The sequence below is a fragment of the Terribacillus sp. AE2B 122 genome (genome assembly GCF_902497585.1).
GTDB lineage: Bacteria > Bacillota > Bacilli > Bacillales > Amphibacillaceae > Terribacillus > Terribacillus saccharophilus_A.
On sequence record NZ_LR700942.1, the window covers coordinates 926,145 to 942,179 of the forward strand.

The 16,035-nt window shown below is 39.5% G+C and carries 12 protein-coding genes, 2 pseudogenes and 1 riboswitch; of the genes and pseudogenes, 2 read left to right on the top strand and 12 right to left on the bottom strand.

From position 1 onward, the window contains the following. Nucleotides 1–197 precede the first annotated feature (197 nt). A pseudogene (locus AE2B122_RS19480) lies at nucleotides 198–394 on the top strand (ATP-dependent DNA ligase); the annotation flags it as partial. 278 nt (nucleotides 395–672) lie between these two features. On the opposite strand, the gene AE2B122_RS04735 reads toward AE2B122_RS19480, so the two are convergent. The 11 genes and pseudogenes from AE2B122_RS04735 to AE2B122_RS04785 form a co-directional block, all read right to left on the bottom strand. Next, complete coding sequence (locus AE2B122_RS04735) at nucleotides 673–1,521, bottom strand: alpha/beta fold hydrolase (RefSeq protein WP_254593410.1); 849 nt, start codon at nucleotides 1,519–1,521, stop codon at nucleotides 673–675. Nucleotides 1,522–1,545: 24 nt separating this feature from the next. Beyond that, nucleotides 1,546–2,547 carry an NADP-dependent oxidoreductase gene (locus AE2B122_RS04740; protein ID WP_175073213.1) on the bottom strand — a complete coding sequence of 334 codons (1,002 nt, stop codon included), beginning with the start codon at nucleotides 2,545–2,547 and terminating at the stop codon, nucleotides 1,546–1,548. 88 nt (nucleotides 2,548–2,635) lie between these two features. Beyond that, the gene (locus AE2B122_RS04745; protein WP_175073214.1) at nucleotides 2,636–3,697 is read right to left on the bottom strand and encodes an alkene reductase; all 1,062 of its coding nucleotides are present in this window, start codon (nucleotides 3,695–3,697) and stop codon (nucleotides 2,636–2,638) included. A gap of 236 nt (nucleotides 3,698–3,933) precedes the next feature. Then, nucleotides 3,934–4,683, bottom strand: coding sequence for an SDR family oxidoreductase (locus tag AE2B122_RS04750; protein WP_175073215.1), 750 nt, complete (start codon nucleotides 4,681–4,683; stop codon nucleotides 3,934–3,936). A gap of 159 nt (nucleotides 4,684–4,842) precedes the next feature. Further along, nucleotides 4,843–5,418, bottom strand: a complete 576-nt coding sequence (locus AE2B122_RS04755; RefSeq protein WP_095217558.1) for a TetR/AcrR family transcriptional regulator — start codon at nucleotides 5,416–5,418, stop codon at nucleotides 4,843–4,845. Nucleotides 5,419–6,350: 932 nt separating this feature from the next. Then, complete coding sequence (kdpDN, locus tag AE2B122_RS04760) at nucleotides 6,351–7,472, bottom strand: KdpD-like non-kinase potassium sensor (protein WP_175073216.1); 1,122 nt, start codon at nucleotides 7,470–7,472, stop codon at nucleotides 6,351–6,353. Next, the gene (kdpC, locus tag AE2B122_RS04765; protein ID WP_175073217.1) at nucleotides 7,472–8,044 is read right to left on the bottom strand and encodes a potassium-transporting ATPase subunit KdpC; all 573 of its coding nucleotides are present in this window, start codon (nucleotides 8,042–8,044) and stop codon (nucleotides 7,472–7,474) included. Before kdpC ends, kdpDN begins: the two co-directional genes overlap by 1 nt. 13 nt (nucleotides 8,045–8,057) lie before the next feature. Next, the gene (kdpB, locus tag AE2B122_RS04770; RefSeq protein WP_175073218.1) at nucleotides 8,058–10,112 is read right to left on the bottom strand and encodes a potassium-transporting ATPase subunit KdpB; all 2,055 of its coding nucleotides are present in this window, start codon (nucleotides 10,110–10,112) and stop codon (nucleotides 8,058–8,060) included. A 14-nt stretch (nucleotides 10,113–10,126) separates the two neighbouring features. Beyond that, nucleotides 10,127–11,767, bottom strand: coding sequence for a potassium-transporting ATPase subunit KdpA (gene kdpA / locus AE2B122_RS04775; RefSeq protein WP_175073300.1), 1,641 nt, complete (start codon nucleotides 11,765–11,767; stop codon nucleotides 10,127–10,129). Nucleotides 11,768–11,791: 24 nt separating this feature from the next. Beyond that, a complete protein-coding gene (gene kdpF, locus AE2B122_RS19485) occupies nucleotides 11,792–11,878 on the bottom strand; it encodes a K(+)-transporting ATPase subunit F (RefSeq protein WP_095217554.1) in 87 nt (28 codons plus the stop codon). A 224-nt stretch (nucleotides 11,879–12,102) separates the two neighbouring features. Next, a riboswitch (cyclic di-AMP (ydaO/yuaA leader) is annotated at nucleotides 12,103–12,246 on the bottom strand. A gap of 534 nt (nucleotides 12,247–12,780) precedes the next feature. After that, nucleotides 12,781–13,287, bottom strand: a pseudogene (locus AE2B122_RS04785) (DMT family transporter); the annotation flags it as partial. Between the two features lie 59 nt (nucleotides 13,288–13,346). Here AE2B122_RS04785 and AE2B122_RS04790 point away from each other — a divergent pair. Then, nucleotides 13,347–13,694 carry a hypothetical protein gene (locus AE2B122_RS04790; RefSeq protein WP_175073219.1) on the top strand — a complete coding sequence of 116 codons (348 nt, stop codon included), beginning with the start codon at nucleotides 13,347–13,349 and terminating at the stop codon, nucleotides 13,692–13,694. A 138-nt stretch (nucleotides 13,695–13,832) separates the two neighbouring features. Here AE2B122_RS04790 and AE2B122_RS04795 read toward each other — a convergent pair whose 3' ends face one another. Then, nucleotides 13,833–15,968 carry a DUF4832 domain-containing protein gene (locus tag AE2B122_RS04795; RefSeq protein WP_175073220.1) on the bottom strand — a complete coding sequence of 712 codons (2,136 nt, stop codon included), beginning with the start codon at nucleotides 15,966–15,968 and terminating at the stop codon, nucleotides 13,833–13,835. Between the last annotated feature and the right edge of the window lie 67 nt (nucleotides 15,969–16,035).

A 16,035-nucleotide genomic window follows, 5' to 3' on the forward strand; every position in this document is an offset into this window, starting at 1 on the left:
TTCAGAAAGACTCTTTGATGTAAAGGGTCTTTCTTATAATGTTATATTAATAAAAGGAAAATTAATATTGAAGGTGTCGCACCAAGCTCTAACCTCTAATATCACCTAAAGCATCTATACTCATATTTTCCTGATTTACCTCTTACCAACTAGATGCATTCCGTTCCCCTATTAGAATATAATGGGGGTTTTTATATATGTACATCAATGTTATTGCCAAAGCAGATGAAGCGTTTTCAGATGCCGAGTATCTAAGTGAATTGATATATGATGGTATACGATTAACCTTTCCAAATGGAATGGAATCGTCAAATATTATACACGCCATAATAATGAAGTAACCAGTCGTTTTAAAGAATTGTTAGATATAGATATCCCAGACGCTGCGGTTTTATCAAGACTAAAATTAGAATAAAATAGATTTATCAAAGGTTGTTACATATTATATATGGCCAATATGTAATGACCTCTAATTCAACAAAAGCCCCCAATAGTTTAAGTGTATTTCTTCATTAACTATAAGTATCAGCAGACCATTCATAACTGGAATAGCCTTGTTAGTGTCAAAAAAAAAGCATTGAACCTTTCTGGAACAATGCTCAAAGTAATAAAGTTTTCTATTTTAATATTTGTTGTGCTTTTTATAAGTTAGTGCCAAATAATAAAACTATATCAACTTAAGAATGTTTTTGCCATTTCGACAAAATCGTCTGGATATTGAAATAAGGAACCGTGTCCTGCATGGTCAAATATTTCCAACTTACTATCAGCAATTCTATTTGCCAAATCATTTGAGTTTTCTGTAGGAACCATGCGATCATGATCTCCATTTATTATTAGTGTTGGCTGAACAATTTTAGATAGATCCGCAGGTCTATCTTTGCCCCACTTATTGATTGCATCTAATTGTGATCTATACGCTCTCAAACTGATTGTTTTATCTCGATGGTTTTTCCTTTTCTTTATTTGAATTAGAAATTCTTTAGCCTTTTTCTTGCCATTCTTTGTGTTTGGGAAAAAGAGATAGGTCTTTACGTCTTTGAAAGTCAATATTGCACGGACAAATTCTAGATTAGTAACACGTGTGACATTGGAAATACCTTTTCCTCCTCGAGGGCCCGTACCAACTAATACCAGCTTTCTAACCAAGCTTGGTTCCTTTAAGATTAGCTCTTGAGCAATCATTCCTCCCATTGACAGACCTATCAAATCTATCTTTGAAAATCCTAGTAGTTTGATAAATGTGATGGCGTCGTTTGCCATTTGAGAAATGTTGTTTGGTACTTTCCCATTGGATAGTCCTACTCCAGTGTTATCGAATGCGATGACCCAACGACTTTTAGCAAGACCATTAATAATCCTTGGATCCCAATTATCAAGATTAGCTGAAAGATGAGTCAATAATATAATCGGTGTTCCTTTTTTTTCTCCTAATTCTCTATAAGCATACCGTTTACCATTCTGGTGCTGAATAAATAAGTTAGGTGCGTCAATATAAGAATAATGAATCGACATTGACATTGCTACTTCTACTCCTACTCATCTTCAAAATTTAATAACTACTTTTCCTTTTGTCTTTCCTTTTGCTACTAAATGTAATGCATCATTAATATCATCAATTGTAAAATTGGTAGGATCAATGGCTGGAACAATATTGTTTTCTTCAATGATTTTTGTGATTTTTTCCAATTGTGTTCCGTCAGCTCTTACGAAAATGAAGCGATATTGAACACCTTTTTTTTGTGCTTTCTTATCAAATTTCGAGCCAACTAATCCAAAAATAAGTTGTTTCCATTTAGGCAGACCTTTATCTATTGCAAACTGTTTATTTGGTGCAGTACGAAGACTTAGTAACCGACCACCTGGTTTGATAATGGATAACTCGCGTTCGAATTCATCAGCACCTAAAGTATCGATTACAAAATCAACTTCGTCTAATATTTCCCCGTAATTTTCCTTTGTATAATCAATATATTGATCTGCACCAGCATTCAACGTTCTCTCTTTAGCGGAAGGACTACCAGATACAATCACCTTTAATCCCATTGCTTTAGCTATAGGAACAGCCATTTGTCCAAAACTTCCTGATCCTCCTGGTATAAACACTGTTTGTCCCTTCTTTGCTTCTAACTCTTCAACTAAGCCTTGATATGCCGTCAAACCAGTCAAAGGTGCAGCAGCTCCAGTAACGAAATCTAAATTTTTCGGCAAATGCCATATGGATTTAGCATCAACTGCAACATATTCTGCAAATGCCCCGATTTTTTCAATAGGGAGTCTTGTATAAATAGGATCTCCAATCTTAAACCCATAGTCTTGTTTACCCACTTTTTCAACAATTCCTGTTAGTTCATTTCCTATTATAAGAGGCATATCATAGTCTTGTATTAATTTTACACTTCCTGTGATATTTAATATTTCAAGTGGATTTACTGCAGCAACTTTTACCTTTATCAGTACTTCATTATCTTTAATACTTGGTATAGGGATATCAACAATTTGTGCTTCAATGTTTTTTGAGTATTTTGTGATTTGAGCAGCTTTCATATACTTAATCTCCTTTTAAAAAACCATCAACTCTTACATTGATGGTTTTTCTCATTCGTTTATCTCGTCATTCATAGTCTAGCCTGTTTTATTCTTTTAAGAACGGATAATCTGTATACCCTTCCGCTCCTCCTGCATAAATGGTATTTCTATCAGGCGTATTTAGTGGGGCATCCAATTTCAATCGCTCGTCAAAATCCGGGTTGGCTATCATCCAAGTCCCTACAGTTATAACGTCTGCAAGTTCATTATCCAAGTCTACTGTAAGTTGGTCTAAAGTACGTCCTGCTCGGTTAACAAGAAGTGCTTGTGACCAAAGTTGACGTATATCTTGTAATAATGATTCGTTTCCGAAGTGCATGATGTGTAGATATGCAAGGTTGAGCTTATCTAACTCGCTGATTAAATAACGATACATCTCACTACTTGTTTCGCCCTCTTCTATACCATTTAGTGTTCCTTGAGGAGAGAAGCGTATGCCCGTTCGTTCTGGACCAATCTCATCCACAACTGCTTTTGCTATTTCAATGGCAAATCGCGAGCGATTTTCAATCGTTCCACCGTACGCATCCTGACGGTGATTTGCATTTTCACTTAAGAACTGTTGAATAATGTAACCATTTGCTCCGTGGATCTCAACCCCATCTGCACCAGCTTCTACCGCTGCTCGTGCTGCTAAGCGAAACTCATTTATAACATCCTTTATTTCTTCTTCACTCAACGCTCTAGGTGTAGGAATCTCCTTCATCCCTTGTGCTGTAAATATTTCTGTATTAGGCGCAATAGCAGAAGGCGCCACAGCTTGACGGTGATGAGGCGTATTGTCGGGATGTGATACACGGCCTACATGCATAAGTTGAATAAAGATTCGTCCTCCTTCGTTGTGCACTTTTGATGTTACCTTTTTCCATCCCTCAATGTGTGATTCTGTATAAATACCAGGTGTATTAGAATATCCCTGACCATCATCTGAGGGTTGAGTGCCTTCACTTATTATTAAACCAACAGATGCACGTTGGCCGTAATACTCTGCTGCCAAATCACTTGTTGTGCCATCTGGAAGTGCTCTACTCCTTGTCATTGGTGCCATACCCAAACGGTTTTTTAGTTCTATGTTTCCAATTTTGACTGATTCAAATAACTTGCTCATATAACTTCCTCCTTGTTCATAGGTATATTGATATTAGTGGAATGGTTGCACAAGAATTGGCTAAGAAAAAAGGAATTTGCTTTTTTGATTGATAATCCTTTGTAAAGATGCCATTTCCGCAGATTTATTTGTTTCAGTTGAACGGTAGAAGAAAAACACGAAGTTCTCCAAAGCAATCTCTGCATTCCAACCGTGTCGATTCATTCTTTCACCTTTCAAATAAAAAACTACATAAATTAACCTTCTATTATTGGATAAATTTGATTTCTTATCTTGAATTCATAATTTTGATCTACAATACCCACGGCCGCATTACTATCATATATTTCCATCATAAATCCAGCTACTTGCTTAGCTGTGTGGTACATAGGTAAATTTTCTTTATAATTGAAACTATCCAAATCAGTTGCATTTTTAGCGAATTCTGTTTCCGTCATTGCTGGTGCTAACACTTTTGCTTTTAATTTTGCACCTTTTAATTCTAGTTCTTTTGCAAGACCTTCAGTGAATGCACTAACATAATATTTAGACGCAGAATAAGTGACAGTTCCAACAGCAATTGCATATCCAAGTGCTGATGATACGTTAATTAACTGCGTTCCCTCTTTCTCTGCATAATCTCGAACAAATAATGTCGAAAGGATTGTTAAAGATTCTATGTTAAGCCGTAACATCGTTTCAACTTTATTTAAGTTATGTTCCGCTACAAATGCGGAGTCACCAAGACCAGCATTATTAATCCAAGTCTCAATTTCATATCCTTTTAAATTGTTATACAGGTTATATGCCTGTTCTGTGACAGACAAGTCAGCTGTGCGAATGATAACATCTAATTGAGGATTTATATTATGAATTGCGGTTTTTAGTTCTTCTAATTTATCTAATCTTCTTGCAACTATAATTAAATTTTTCCCCCGAACAGCAAATTCTAACGCTGTCTCATACCCTATACCTGAGCTTGCTCCTGTAATAACTGTGTATTTCATATTAACTCTCCTTAAATTTAAATAATTTAAATCATCATTTATTCATTATTTGTTTATTAAAAAGATATCAAGGCAAACTTTTGCTTGAACAAGTTATGTTCAGCTAGATTGATCATCAAAACCTTTTGGGAATGAACGTTCTCGAAAGAGCAAAAAAAATTAATCTAATACCGAGAGCGTAATATCAATTACGTTATTTAATTTATCTATGTCATCGGTAGTTTTGGTCATAACGCGTAGCCCTACTAAGGAATTATGAAGAAATTCCGATGTTTTTTTTGCATCAAGATGGTTAGATATTTCTCCAGATTGTTGACCTCTTAGCACTAGCTTGTTTAGCAGTAATTCAGTCTCAGAAAAGCTCTCCAGTACCTTTTCTGCTGCTTGATCATCATGTAAAGACAACTCAACTGCTGTGTTTACCGTCAAGCAACCAATAATTTGTTGTTTATCTCTGACAATTACCATTTCAAATAATTGCCTGATTGCTTCCTTTACCGATTCCAGTTGGTTTACTTTATTCTCTGTTCTACTTCTTATTGTTTCATTATAGTGCTCTAACGCTTTTATAAATAAAGTATGTTTGTCCCCAAACGTGTCATATAAGCTACGACGATGGATACCCATATTCTTCACTAAATCTTGCATGGAGGTTTTTTCATAGCCCTGTATCCAAAAAAGTTCCATAGCTTTTCGTAATACTTCATTTTCATCAAACTCTTTATTTCTAGCCATACTATCATTTCCTTTGAGTTAATCTTAGAGTAACCAGAAAATAAATAACATTTGACTTTCTCGTCCTCTCGCCAATAATATCATTTTGAGAATGAACAGTAAAGTTAGGTTTGGAGAGATGAACATGAATCATTTAGTTATTAGCTTCACCTCCATTTATAATTGCAAAGCAACATTTTGAGAATGATCATTCTAATTTAATCAAAGTAATACATATTCGTCTTACACATTCATAGTATCATTTCGAGAACGATTGGTAAAGAATTAGTTTTATGCTCAGTTTGTGATACAGGACGGGTTACCAAGCGCTTGAAGAAATTGTCTTGAAGTAGTTTGATTCTGTATATTAGCCAGCACAAGATCTCCTAACAGGTTAAAAGTGATAATTTATCGATTAGAAGAGGTTTATTTTACAGGACTTGGAAAAGATAAATTGGGGCTCCTGATTAGAATATTACTAGAGTTAGTAATGAACGTGAAAAGGTTGCACCCATTGGTACAACACTTTTATATCTATATTAAGGGTTATATATGTTATCTAATTTATTTAAGAGTTGATTAAGTTCTTGTCTCAAGCGAACTACCTCCTGGACGCTCTAGCGTTCGGGTGTATATATATATGAGCTAAAAGTCGTCCATACTTATCGTAAGGGTGGCCGGATCTAACTTTAATAGAACCTGGTTAACACTTAGAGCAGCTGCTACCAAGTCCCCTGCGTCTTTTCCGTATTTCTGCCTTTCTTTTGTACACGCTGGGGTGTCAAAGGCTAGGAACCTTACTGAATATTCTTTATTAGCATCTATGAGATATGGTTAAGACTTTCTTTATTGAGTAAGGATAAAAAAAATCCGAACCTATAATGGTCCGGATTTTTTCCTTCAATAAAATTGTATCCAAATCAATAACAATATCAAGGAAATCAAACTAATTACTAATGAACGGACTGCTGATCGGCAACAATATGAATATCAATATTGTACGTCTGCCGCATAATCGTATTTACTATAGATCCTTTCCAAACCTCTTCCCAACGTGTCCTGGCTGACTGCCCTAGTAAGATTTGGGTGATAAAGTGCTTCTTTGCTTCTAATACGATGGCATTTGCCACTCGCTTTTTCGATTTATGCAACAGGAAATGGGCATAGAATGTGGTGCAAAGCTGCCGAATGTAATCTACCTTCTCCTTGTCAGTAAACTCGTCACGAATCACATGTAAAATATAAAGCTCCGCATTCAGGCGATTTGCCATGCGATAACCTCGGCGTATCAGCCTTTCTGCCGTATCAACATGCTGCACACAAATGAGTATCTTTTCATGTACACCCAAAGGTCCTCGATAATCTGCTCCATTTTGGCGCTCTAGTTTCTCGTCCACCTCATCCGCAATCTCCCGAAGTGCCAGTTCACGCAGAGCAGCGAGATTGGTGAGTTGAAAATAATTCTGTAAGCTCTTTTGAATCCTATGCGAGGGATAGATTCTCCCTTCTCTTAATCGCTTTTGCAAGGTTTCAGGTGTTGCATCAATCAGCTGTATTTCATCTGCCTGCTGAACAAACAAGTCTGGCACACGCTCATTCACTCGAACTCCCGTAATCGTCTGAACGATATCATGCACACTTTCTAAATGTTGAATATTGACGGCCGAAAGCACATCAATCCCTACATCCAGCAGTTCCATGACGTCTTGGTACCGTTTTACGTGCTTGGAGCCAGGTATATTTGTATGCGCCAATTCATCCACTACAACCACTTTCGGTGCCCGCTGCAAAATTCCTTCTACATTGAGCTCGTGAAATGGACGATCTTTATAGTTGATTTCCAGCAGAGGAACTTGTTCCAAGTTTCCGATCTGCGCCGCTGTTTCCGACCTCCCATGCGTTTCAATTACACCGATAACAACGTCTATATCTTCTTTTTTCATCTGTTGTGCATCCGTCAGCATCTTATAAGTTTTACCTACACCAGGAGCAGCGCCAATATATAGCTTCAGACGCCCTCTTCCGTTTGAAGCTGCAGCTGCTAAAAATGCAGCTGCTTTACCGTTTGTTTCCATTACCTCAACGCCTGCAAATCAACGTTCATCTTTAAAACATTTACCGCAGGGGCCCCGAGCATTTCTTCAAGGTGAGAAGTTCGATGTCTTTCAATTAGATTATATAGCTCCTCTTCCGGTATGCCTCTGACTTCAGCTATTCTTGGTACCTGAAATTCTGCTGCTTCGACCGAAATGTGTGGATCAAGACCAGAACCGGAATTCGTCACTAAATCCAGGGGAACAGGACCTCCATCCGGGTTAGCCAATTGCTGGGCTTCTATTGCATCTTTTGTCCTTGAAATCAATTCAGGATTGGAAGGCGCATAGTTTGGTGTTCCGGAACCAGCTGCATCGTTTTCTATACTTGAAACCCTGCCCTGGAAGAGCGCTGGATCAGTAAATGTCTGTCCTATCAGCTCTGAACCAATCACATTATCGTTCTCATCTTCTGTTAGACTTCCATTAGCCTGATAAGAGAAAAATAATTGACCAATCCCTGTTACAGCCAATGGATACATCACACTGCATAAAACCAAGCATACTAGTCCCAGTCGAAGCGCCGGAATTAAATTAGATTCTTGCTTATTCATGCTATTTTCCCTCCTATAGAAACAGACTTAGCAGCATATCGATGATTTTTATTCCGATAAACGGGACGATAACTCCGCCCAGCCCATAGACGAATAGATTTTTCCGCAACAGTTTATCAGCTGAAACAGGCTTATACGTAACACCCTTCACTGCCAGTGGTACTAGTGCAGGGATGATTAACCCATTGAATAGAAGTGCTGACAGGATTGCAGTTGTTGGTGACTCCAGTCCCATAATGTTCAGGACATTCATCTCCGGGATACCAAGCATGAACAATGCCGGGATAATCGCAAAGTATTTGGCTACATCATTGGCAATGCTGAAAGTCGTCAGTGCGCCTCTTGTCATTAGCAGTTGTTTACCGATTGCTACAACCTCAATGATCTTCGTTGGATCAGAATCCAAGTCGATCATATTGGCAGCTTCCTTGGCTGCCGTTGTGCCGCTATTCATCGCAAGCCCGACGTCTGCTTGTGCCAGTGCAGGGGCGTCGTTTGTCCCATCACCTGTCATCGCCACGAGTTTACCTTGCGCTTGCTCCCGTTTGATAACTTCAATCTTATCCTCCGGTGTACTTTCTGCAATAAAATCATCAACACCGGCTTCTTTCGCAATGGTCGCGGCTGTAAGAGGGTTATCACCAGTACACATAATCGTTTTTATCCCCATCTTCCGCAACTCGTCAAAACGTTCCCGCATACCTGGTTTGACAGTATCTTTTAAATAAATCAACCCGAGTAATTCCTTATCTACCGAGACAGCTAGAGGTGTGCCCCCCATCTTCGCAATTTCCTCAGCTTTTTCCTGGATATCAGCCGGGACCTTCCCGCCACGTTCCAGCACCCAGGCTTTAACTGCTTCCACTGCACCTTTCCGATAGCTGCCTCCGTCTGCCAAGTCCATGCCGCTCATTCTTGTCTGTGCCTGAAATGGTACAAATGTTGCTTCCTCCCATCTGTCCTGTTCCATTACAATACCTTGATCCTTAGCCAAGCTGAGGACAGAACGTCCTTCTGGCGTCTCGTCCTTCCAGGATGTAATGAGCGCGGCCTGCATCAAAGTAGTCTTAGAGGCAGTTTCAACTGGTATGAAATCGGCGGCCATCCGATTTCCGAAAGTAATGGTCCCGGTTTTATCCAAGATGATTGTATCAATGTCACCTGCTGCCTCAACGGCCCGACCAGACATTGCCAAAACATTGAATCGTGTAACCCGGTCCATGCCAGCGATACCGATTGCACTGAGCAGACCGCCAATCGTAGTAGGAATCAGACAGACAAGCAGTGCAACAAGCATTCCTGTATCGAGCGAGAAGCCGATATAATTTGTAAAAAAAGGTAATGTGATCACTACAAGCATAAAAATAATCGTTAAACTAATAAGCATAGTGTTCAGTGCTATTTCATTCGGTGTTTTCTTGCGGTCTGCACCTTCTACGAGCGCAATCATTCGATCTAGGAAGCTTTCTCCTGGTTGACTGGTAATTTCAATGGTAAGCTCATCACTAACAACAGTTGTACCGCCCGTTACCGAGCTAAAATCTCCTCCTGCTTCCTTTAACACAGGAGCTGATTCCCCAGTGATTGCTGATTCATCCACACTTGCCATACCAGAAATGATCGTTCCGTCACCAGGGATGACTTCTCCTTCCTTAACGAGGATAATGTCACCTTTACGCAATTCAGCCGAGGATATTTTTTCTTCTTTTCCCCGGCGGAGACGTCTGGCAGCGGTATCCTGCTTGGTTTGTTTCAGCGTATTCGCCTGGGCCTTCCCTCTTCCTTCGGCCACCGCCTCCGCCATATTCGCGCAAAGAACTGTCAGCAGCAGTATCACTGAAACGCTCCAGTAAAATCCGCTCCCCATTGTCCGGGAATGGGCGCCAGGAAAAACCGCGAGCAAAAATGTGACCAAAAATCCGAGTTCAACAATGAATAGAATCGGATTCCGGACCATATACACTGGATGTAGTTTTACAACTGCATTCACACAAGCATCTTTTAAGATCTTTTTTGTGAATAATCTAGTGGATGAAACTTCTTCTTTCCCTACGGAATGTGTCACCATAACAAATCACTCTCCTATAAAGTTACATATTCTGCAATCGGGCCTAATACTAAGGCAGGCAAGAAGGTCAATGCCCCTACCAGGAAGAATGTACCTACTAATAAACTTGCAAATAACGGACTATCTATCCGGAGGCTTCCTTTACTCTCCTGAACTGCCGTTTTCCTTGCCAATGAAGCTGCCACAGCAATCAATGTGATAATAGAAATATAGCGTCCTAGAAACATGATGATACCAGTCAGGATATTCCAAAAGACTGTCGCATCCCCAAGCCCCTCAAACCCTGATCCATTATTAGCTGCCGATGAAGTGATTTCGTATAATACTTGAGTCAAACCATGGTAGCCTGGATTTGATATCGCTCCATTGCCTGCAGGAATATACATGGCAATAGCTGTGCCAACTAGGATGAGAATTGGCTGAACGAGCAGTGTGAATGCCAGTAGCTTCATTTCTGTCCCCTCGAGCTTTTTACCAAGGAATGCTGGTGTTCTTCCAACCATCAAGCCAGCTATAAAGACAGCAATCATTACGTAAAGCATCACGTTCATGAATCCAGCCCCTACACCACCGAAAACGGTATTCAGCAGCATATTTCCAAGTGCTAGCATTCCTGTTAGCGGACTGAGTGTATCGTGCATCGTATTGACCGCTCCAGTTTCTGTGGCGGTTGTCACAATGGCATAGAAAACACTACCGATGACACCAAAGCGGGTTTCCTTTCCTTCCATCATGGTACCTTGCAGTACTGGATTACCTTGTACTTCTGCAGCAACACCAGCCACAAGCATGACAAGGAATACAACAACCATTGCACCGAAAAGCATAAGACCCTGTTTTGGTTTCCCTATTATTTTTCCGTACGCAAACGGTAAGGATGCTGGAAGTAAAAACATAAGCCATAGTTGTAACACATTCGTATAAGCGTTCGGATTTTCAAAAGGATGGGCAGAGTTGACCCCAAAGAATCCTCCCCCGTTATTACCTAGCTCCTTTATTGCCAAGAACGATCCAACTGGACCTCGCAGAATAGTTTGCTCCAAACCTGATAACGTTGTCACATGTGCTACAGCTGAAAATGTTTGCGGTACACCAAGGGCAATGAATACAATTGCCATTACCAATGAAACAGGAAGTAAGATGCGTACAATGGAACGAACAAATGTTTCAAAGAAATTACCTAATGGTTTGCTGCCAAGCAACCGAATGAATCCAATCGCAGCTGCCAGTGCAGTACCAGGGGCTACAAACATCATGAATAAAATTGCAGCCGTCTGCGAGAACAGTGTCAAGCCAGATTCTCCGCTGTAATGTTGCAGATTCGTATTGGTCATGAAGCTGACTGCAGTGTTAAATGCCAGAGCTGGATCCATTCCCGTTATATGTAAAGGATTCAGCGGCAGAACACCTTGCAGACGAAAAATCAAGTACACAAAGAGCAAGATAACCATATTGAAAAGCAGCATAGAAATTAAAAATTGCTTCCAAGTTTGTTGTTGTCTCTTAATTCCAGCCAAACGATATACTATATTTTCAATTGGAAAGAATGCACGATCCAAACGTGATTCTGAAAATACAGCGGCCATGTATAAGCCCATCGGCTTTAAAGATAACCCAATTAAAACAAGAATCAGAACCATGGCAATAAGTGAAATCAACATCCTGAGAACCCTCTTTCCTTAAAATTTTTCCGGATTAAATAAGGCGTAGACAAGATAGCCAATGATGCCCGTACCTAGTAAAAGTAAAAGAACCTGCATTATCATCGTGTTTCCTCCTTCTCAACCATCCCAGTTACAGCAGACAGTACGGCTGCAGAACCGCCAAACAATATAAGAATCAATCCAATGTAAATAAATTCCATGTCTTTACCCCTTCTTCTTAACTTTATTTACACCCTAAAAAAGTGCATAAAAAAGAAGCCACAGAAGAGGGCCCTCTTCTGTGACTTCTGGGCATAACGAAATAAACGTGCGCCTATCACATTTTTTGGCTTCCTCTCGAACGCTTACGAAGTTAGCTGACGGATTCGGGCCAGAGAGTAGCCCTACTCTTTTCAGAGATTCACCCCATGTAACAATAGTTACGGTTGGTTCCCCCGCTTCCTGAATCAGGAATTAAGCGATTACGAATTATATGCTATTTTGTTTGGTTACACTTGGAAGATGAACCTTATTCTACGCTCGTTATCACAGATAGTAAAACAACTAAAAAACTGAATATGCACTATTTCCATATCAAAATCGGCCAAACAATCTAAAAAACATGATTAAATTGTATGTTATCTTCTAAATTCGTTTATTTTCTTATGATTACATCGTTTATCTCTTTGTAATTAAAGTTTTAATATTCAGTATATTTTTTTCTGGAAGTATTATATTCCTTCATAACAAATGACATCTATGCTTTCAATTCTTGGATACTTCAGCGTTAGAGAAGTGTTCGGTTAACTTTCTTGCTAAGAAGTTCTGATGTGCCTAAGTACTATCTACAAAAGTGTACTTAAATGAACGTAATCACAAGGTATATAACATATAGCTTATCTCAAGAAGTCAGAAATTCTTCCAACACTTTTTTGCAATTATAGTAACTATATAAATTAGAATTGAGGACGGTCTAACTAAAAAAGACTGATATCATGATCGATATCAGTCAAATTAATGCGAAGTTACCTTTTTTCAGTAATGACCAACAAAACTCCAGCTAGAATTAGTGCTGATCCAATCCAAAATGTTACTCCTATACGTTCACCAAGTAATAGCCATCCCAGAAAAGCACCTACCATTGGTTGAAAGAAAAAGAATAACCCTCCCCCAGATGCATTGAGAAGCTGCAGCCCTCTACTCCAAAGGTAGAAAGCCCCTGCAGTTGAGATAATCCCTAAATATAACAACCCTCCCCATATTGTAGGATGTGAGAGTTCCGCAATATTTAACTCATTCAATCTAGGGAGAACGAAAGGGGTTAAGATAATAACAGCTATTACACTAGCGTACGTTGTCACTGCTATTTGAGAATAGCTGTCTGGCAATAGTTTTATAAGCACAGACATAAGTGCCCATGTTAAAGCTGCAATCAAAAGTGAGATGCCGCCTAGTTTACTATTAAAATCCAAGTTTCCTACACCTATAATCAGGAGAACACCTATTGTTGCTAATATTATTATTATCTTCTTCGGTCAAGGTAATGTACTGGCAATACTAGATCGAAGCGATCGAGAAACGCGCGCAAGCAATGGCGAAGCACCAAGATGTCATCCTAAGAGAGAAACTAATCGACATCATGCCGGATTATGCAAGAGCCATCAGTCAGTCATTCAGCAATGTCGAGTCCATCCGTATTTTGGATAATGGCTCAGGCGGTGGAATCAATTCCCTTCCCAACACCGTGACAAACACAATGGCAAACTTGCAAGAAAGTCTTGGCCAAATGACAGGTTTCGATTTGGAAGGTTTCTTGCAAAATATCAGCATAGCAAAAACAACTAATGATGAGGAAGGAGATACCGAAAAATCAGGTCTTCAGCAAATCAGAGTGAATGACTCTATTAAACAACTTGAAGACGAAAACACAAATCAATAAGAAAAACCAAGACACCTGTGCTAAAGTACGAGTGTCTTGGTTTTTTATTGTCGTTTAATTAAAGCAGTAAAGAAAAAGAACACGCAAGGCGAATTTTTGATTCACTTACAATGAAGCCCCGCCATTCTCATCCAGAAACTATAACTCTATCTCACCAATCTTCAGCCATCCGTTGTCTTCCTGCTCCTCATTAGCGAAATGGAATTTCTTGGCGTTAGAGTTTATTTCCGATAGAGGATTAACAACTCTGACTAACATATCATAACTGCCTTCACTTAGTTCAGAAGTGTCAGTGGACCATTCCAAAAGAGCCCCTTTATTATCTTCTGTTTCTTCGTCATCTGGTAAGACGTTTGATACATCCCAATCGGTTGCCCATTCTTTTATGTTGCCGTTCTTATCTCTTGCTGCGATTTCGACTTTCCAATCATAGTAAAAAGGAGCCACACTTGTATTCTGAATTTCAATCGCCGCTTGTAAACGGCCGTTGGCAGCATGCACATAGCCAGTCGGTACAAAATACTCATACCCTAAACTGCGTGAACCTTCACGTGCTCGTTTCAAGGCCTCTCCTTCAAGAGACGTTTGGAAGACTTCTTGTATTTTCAGCCAAGATGCGTGAGTTAATTCCAGGCTCTTGTAGTAGTCTTCGCCTTGCGCTCCTTCTATTGGTTCTCCTATATACTGGGGCGGATCGTTATCCCACATATCTATTTGAATTTCGGGACGCATTTCTCCTCCAATCGGTTCAACTTTCCATTTATCCATCACTTGGTTGTCTTGCAGACGGCCGACAAAATGCCAGTCCTCTCCGCCCAAACTAGCAGGCAAAGTCTGAAAAGCAAAAGAATCATCGTGATAACCGATATTCAAATCACGATTAAATTCGGACGGATAGCGTGCAAGTATTTTTGTTTCATCAAACGAATCGTCGAATTCTTGAACAATAGCTGCTTGGTTGGCCAAGTTTGGCATCCAATCTGTTGCACGACCGTCTTCTTGTTCCGCCAATTTACCATCCCAATCTCCAGCTGGAGTCGATCCATCCTGCGGATAAGTATGCCATTCACCCCAAAATCCTACTAATCCAGCTTGAATAAAACCAATTCTTGGGTCGCCGTCGTACCTATCTCCAAGAGCTTCAATAAATTGATGTAATGCTGTATTTAGATTTTCATCATCATAGTCGGGTGAAACACTCGTTCCTTCAGGTCCCCCGTTGCTATTATAGGAGTAATCTTTCGTTTCCAATCCCAGATCCAGCAGAAACTGCGGAATTCCGGATGACCTATTTGGATAATCGAGATACACTCTAAAAATGGCCTGATTCCCTCTTGAAGCTACATCATCTATATTAGATTCCAGCTTGCTCCAGTCAAATTCGTTAAAATTTGTCATAATTTCATTTAGAGGGATATAGAAGTACTCCATACTATATGGCATCTGATTATCTATACGCCATTCTGCCGATTCACTGAAGGGTAAAAATCCTTTTAACGGATTATCGATTGGTGCTGCTGTATAATTAAGATTAAATGTGTTAGAAGGAGTTGCCCACTCAGGAGCCAAAGTTCCTAACTCAGTGTCTTCCGAAACACCCCATAGACTGATAGAATCTATAAAAATTTCATTCGTCGAATTTTCTTGGGGATTATAGCCAAATTCGAACCCATCTACTAAGGTTAGATCAAGATCATTGTCACAGCCTTGCGGACATTGCCATGCCTTCTCTGTAAATTGATTCCAAGCAATACGGATATGGCCAGTAAAATCCGCTGGAACAGTCAGCATGCTTTCAAAAGAATTCTCTTCCCATAAAGAACTGCCATCCTCTTTCAATGATGCCGTAAAAGTTCCTTCTTGGCCAAACGCTTTTGATTCAGATTTAATATCAAAGTTAAATTCTAACGGTTCATCTGCATCGTTATGTATCCAAAATGAAATGCCAGCAGAATTTGTCCAGTCACGCAAAGAAGAATTGTGAGATACGGATACCCAAGAATCTAGGGGCTCATTCGGAACGATCTGCATAGAATTTTCACCGTCATTAGTGTGCTCTTGACTTAAGGACCAATCTACACCATTCCCATCAGATGACCAAAGCTCATATGCACTTTTCATTTGATCATCTGAGGTATAGTTTTCAAAGTCATCAATCATAGTAATAGTTTCTGAGGACGCTGCATCAGCTTTTAGATTTGTAGGTGTGACTGCTAAAGTTGTAATTAAAACTAAAACGAAGAAGTATTGTACAAATTTAGTTTTTTGTTTCATATTAACCTCCATTTAGTATTATTCAACATACATATTAAAAGTCTCATCTCATGTGAAATCAGGCATA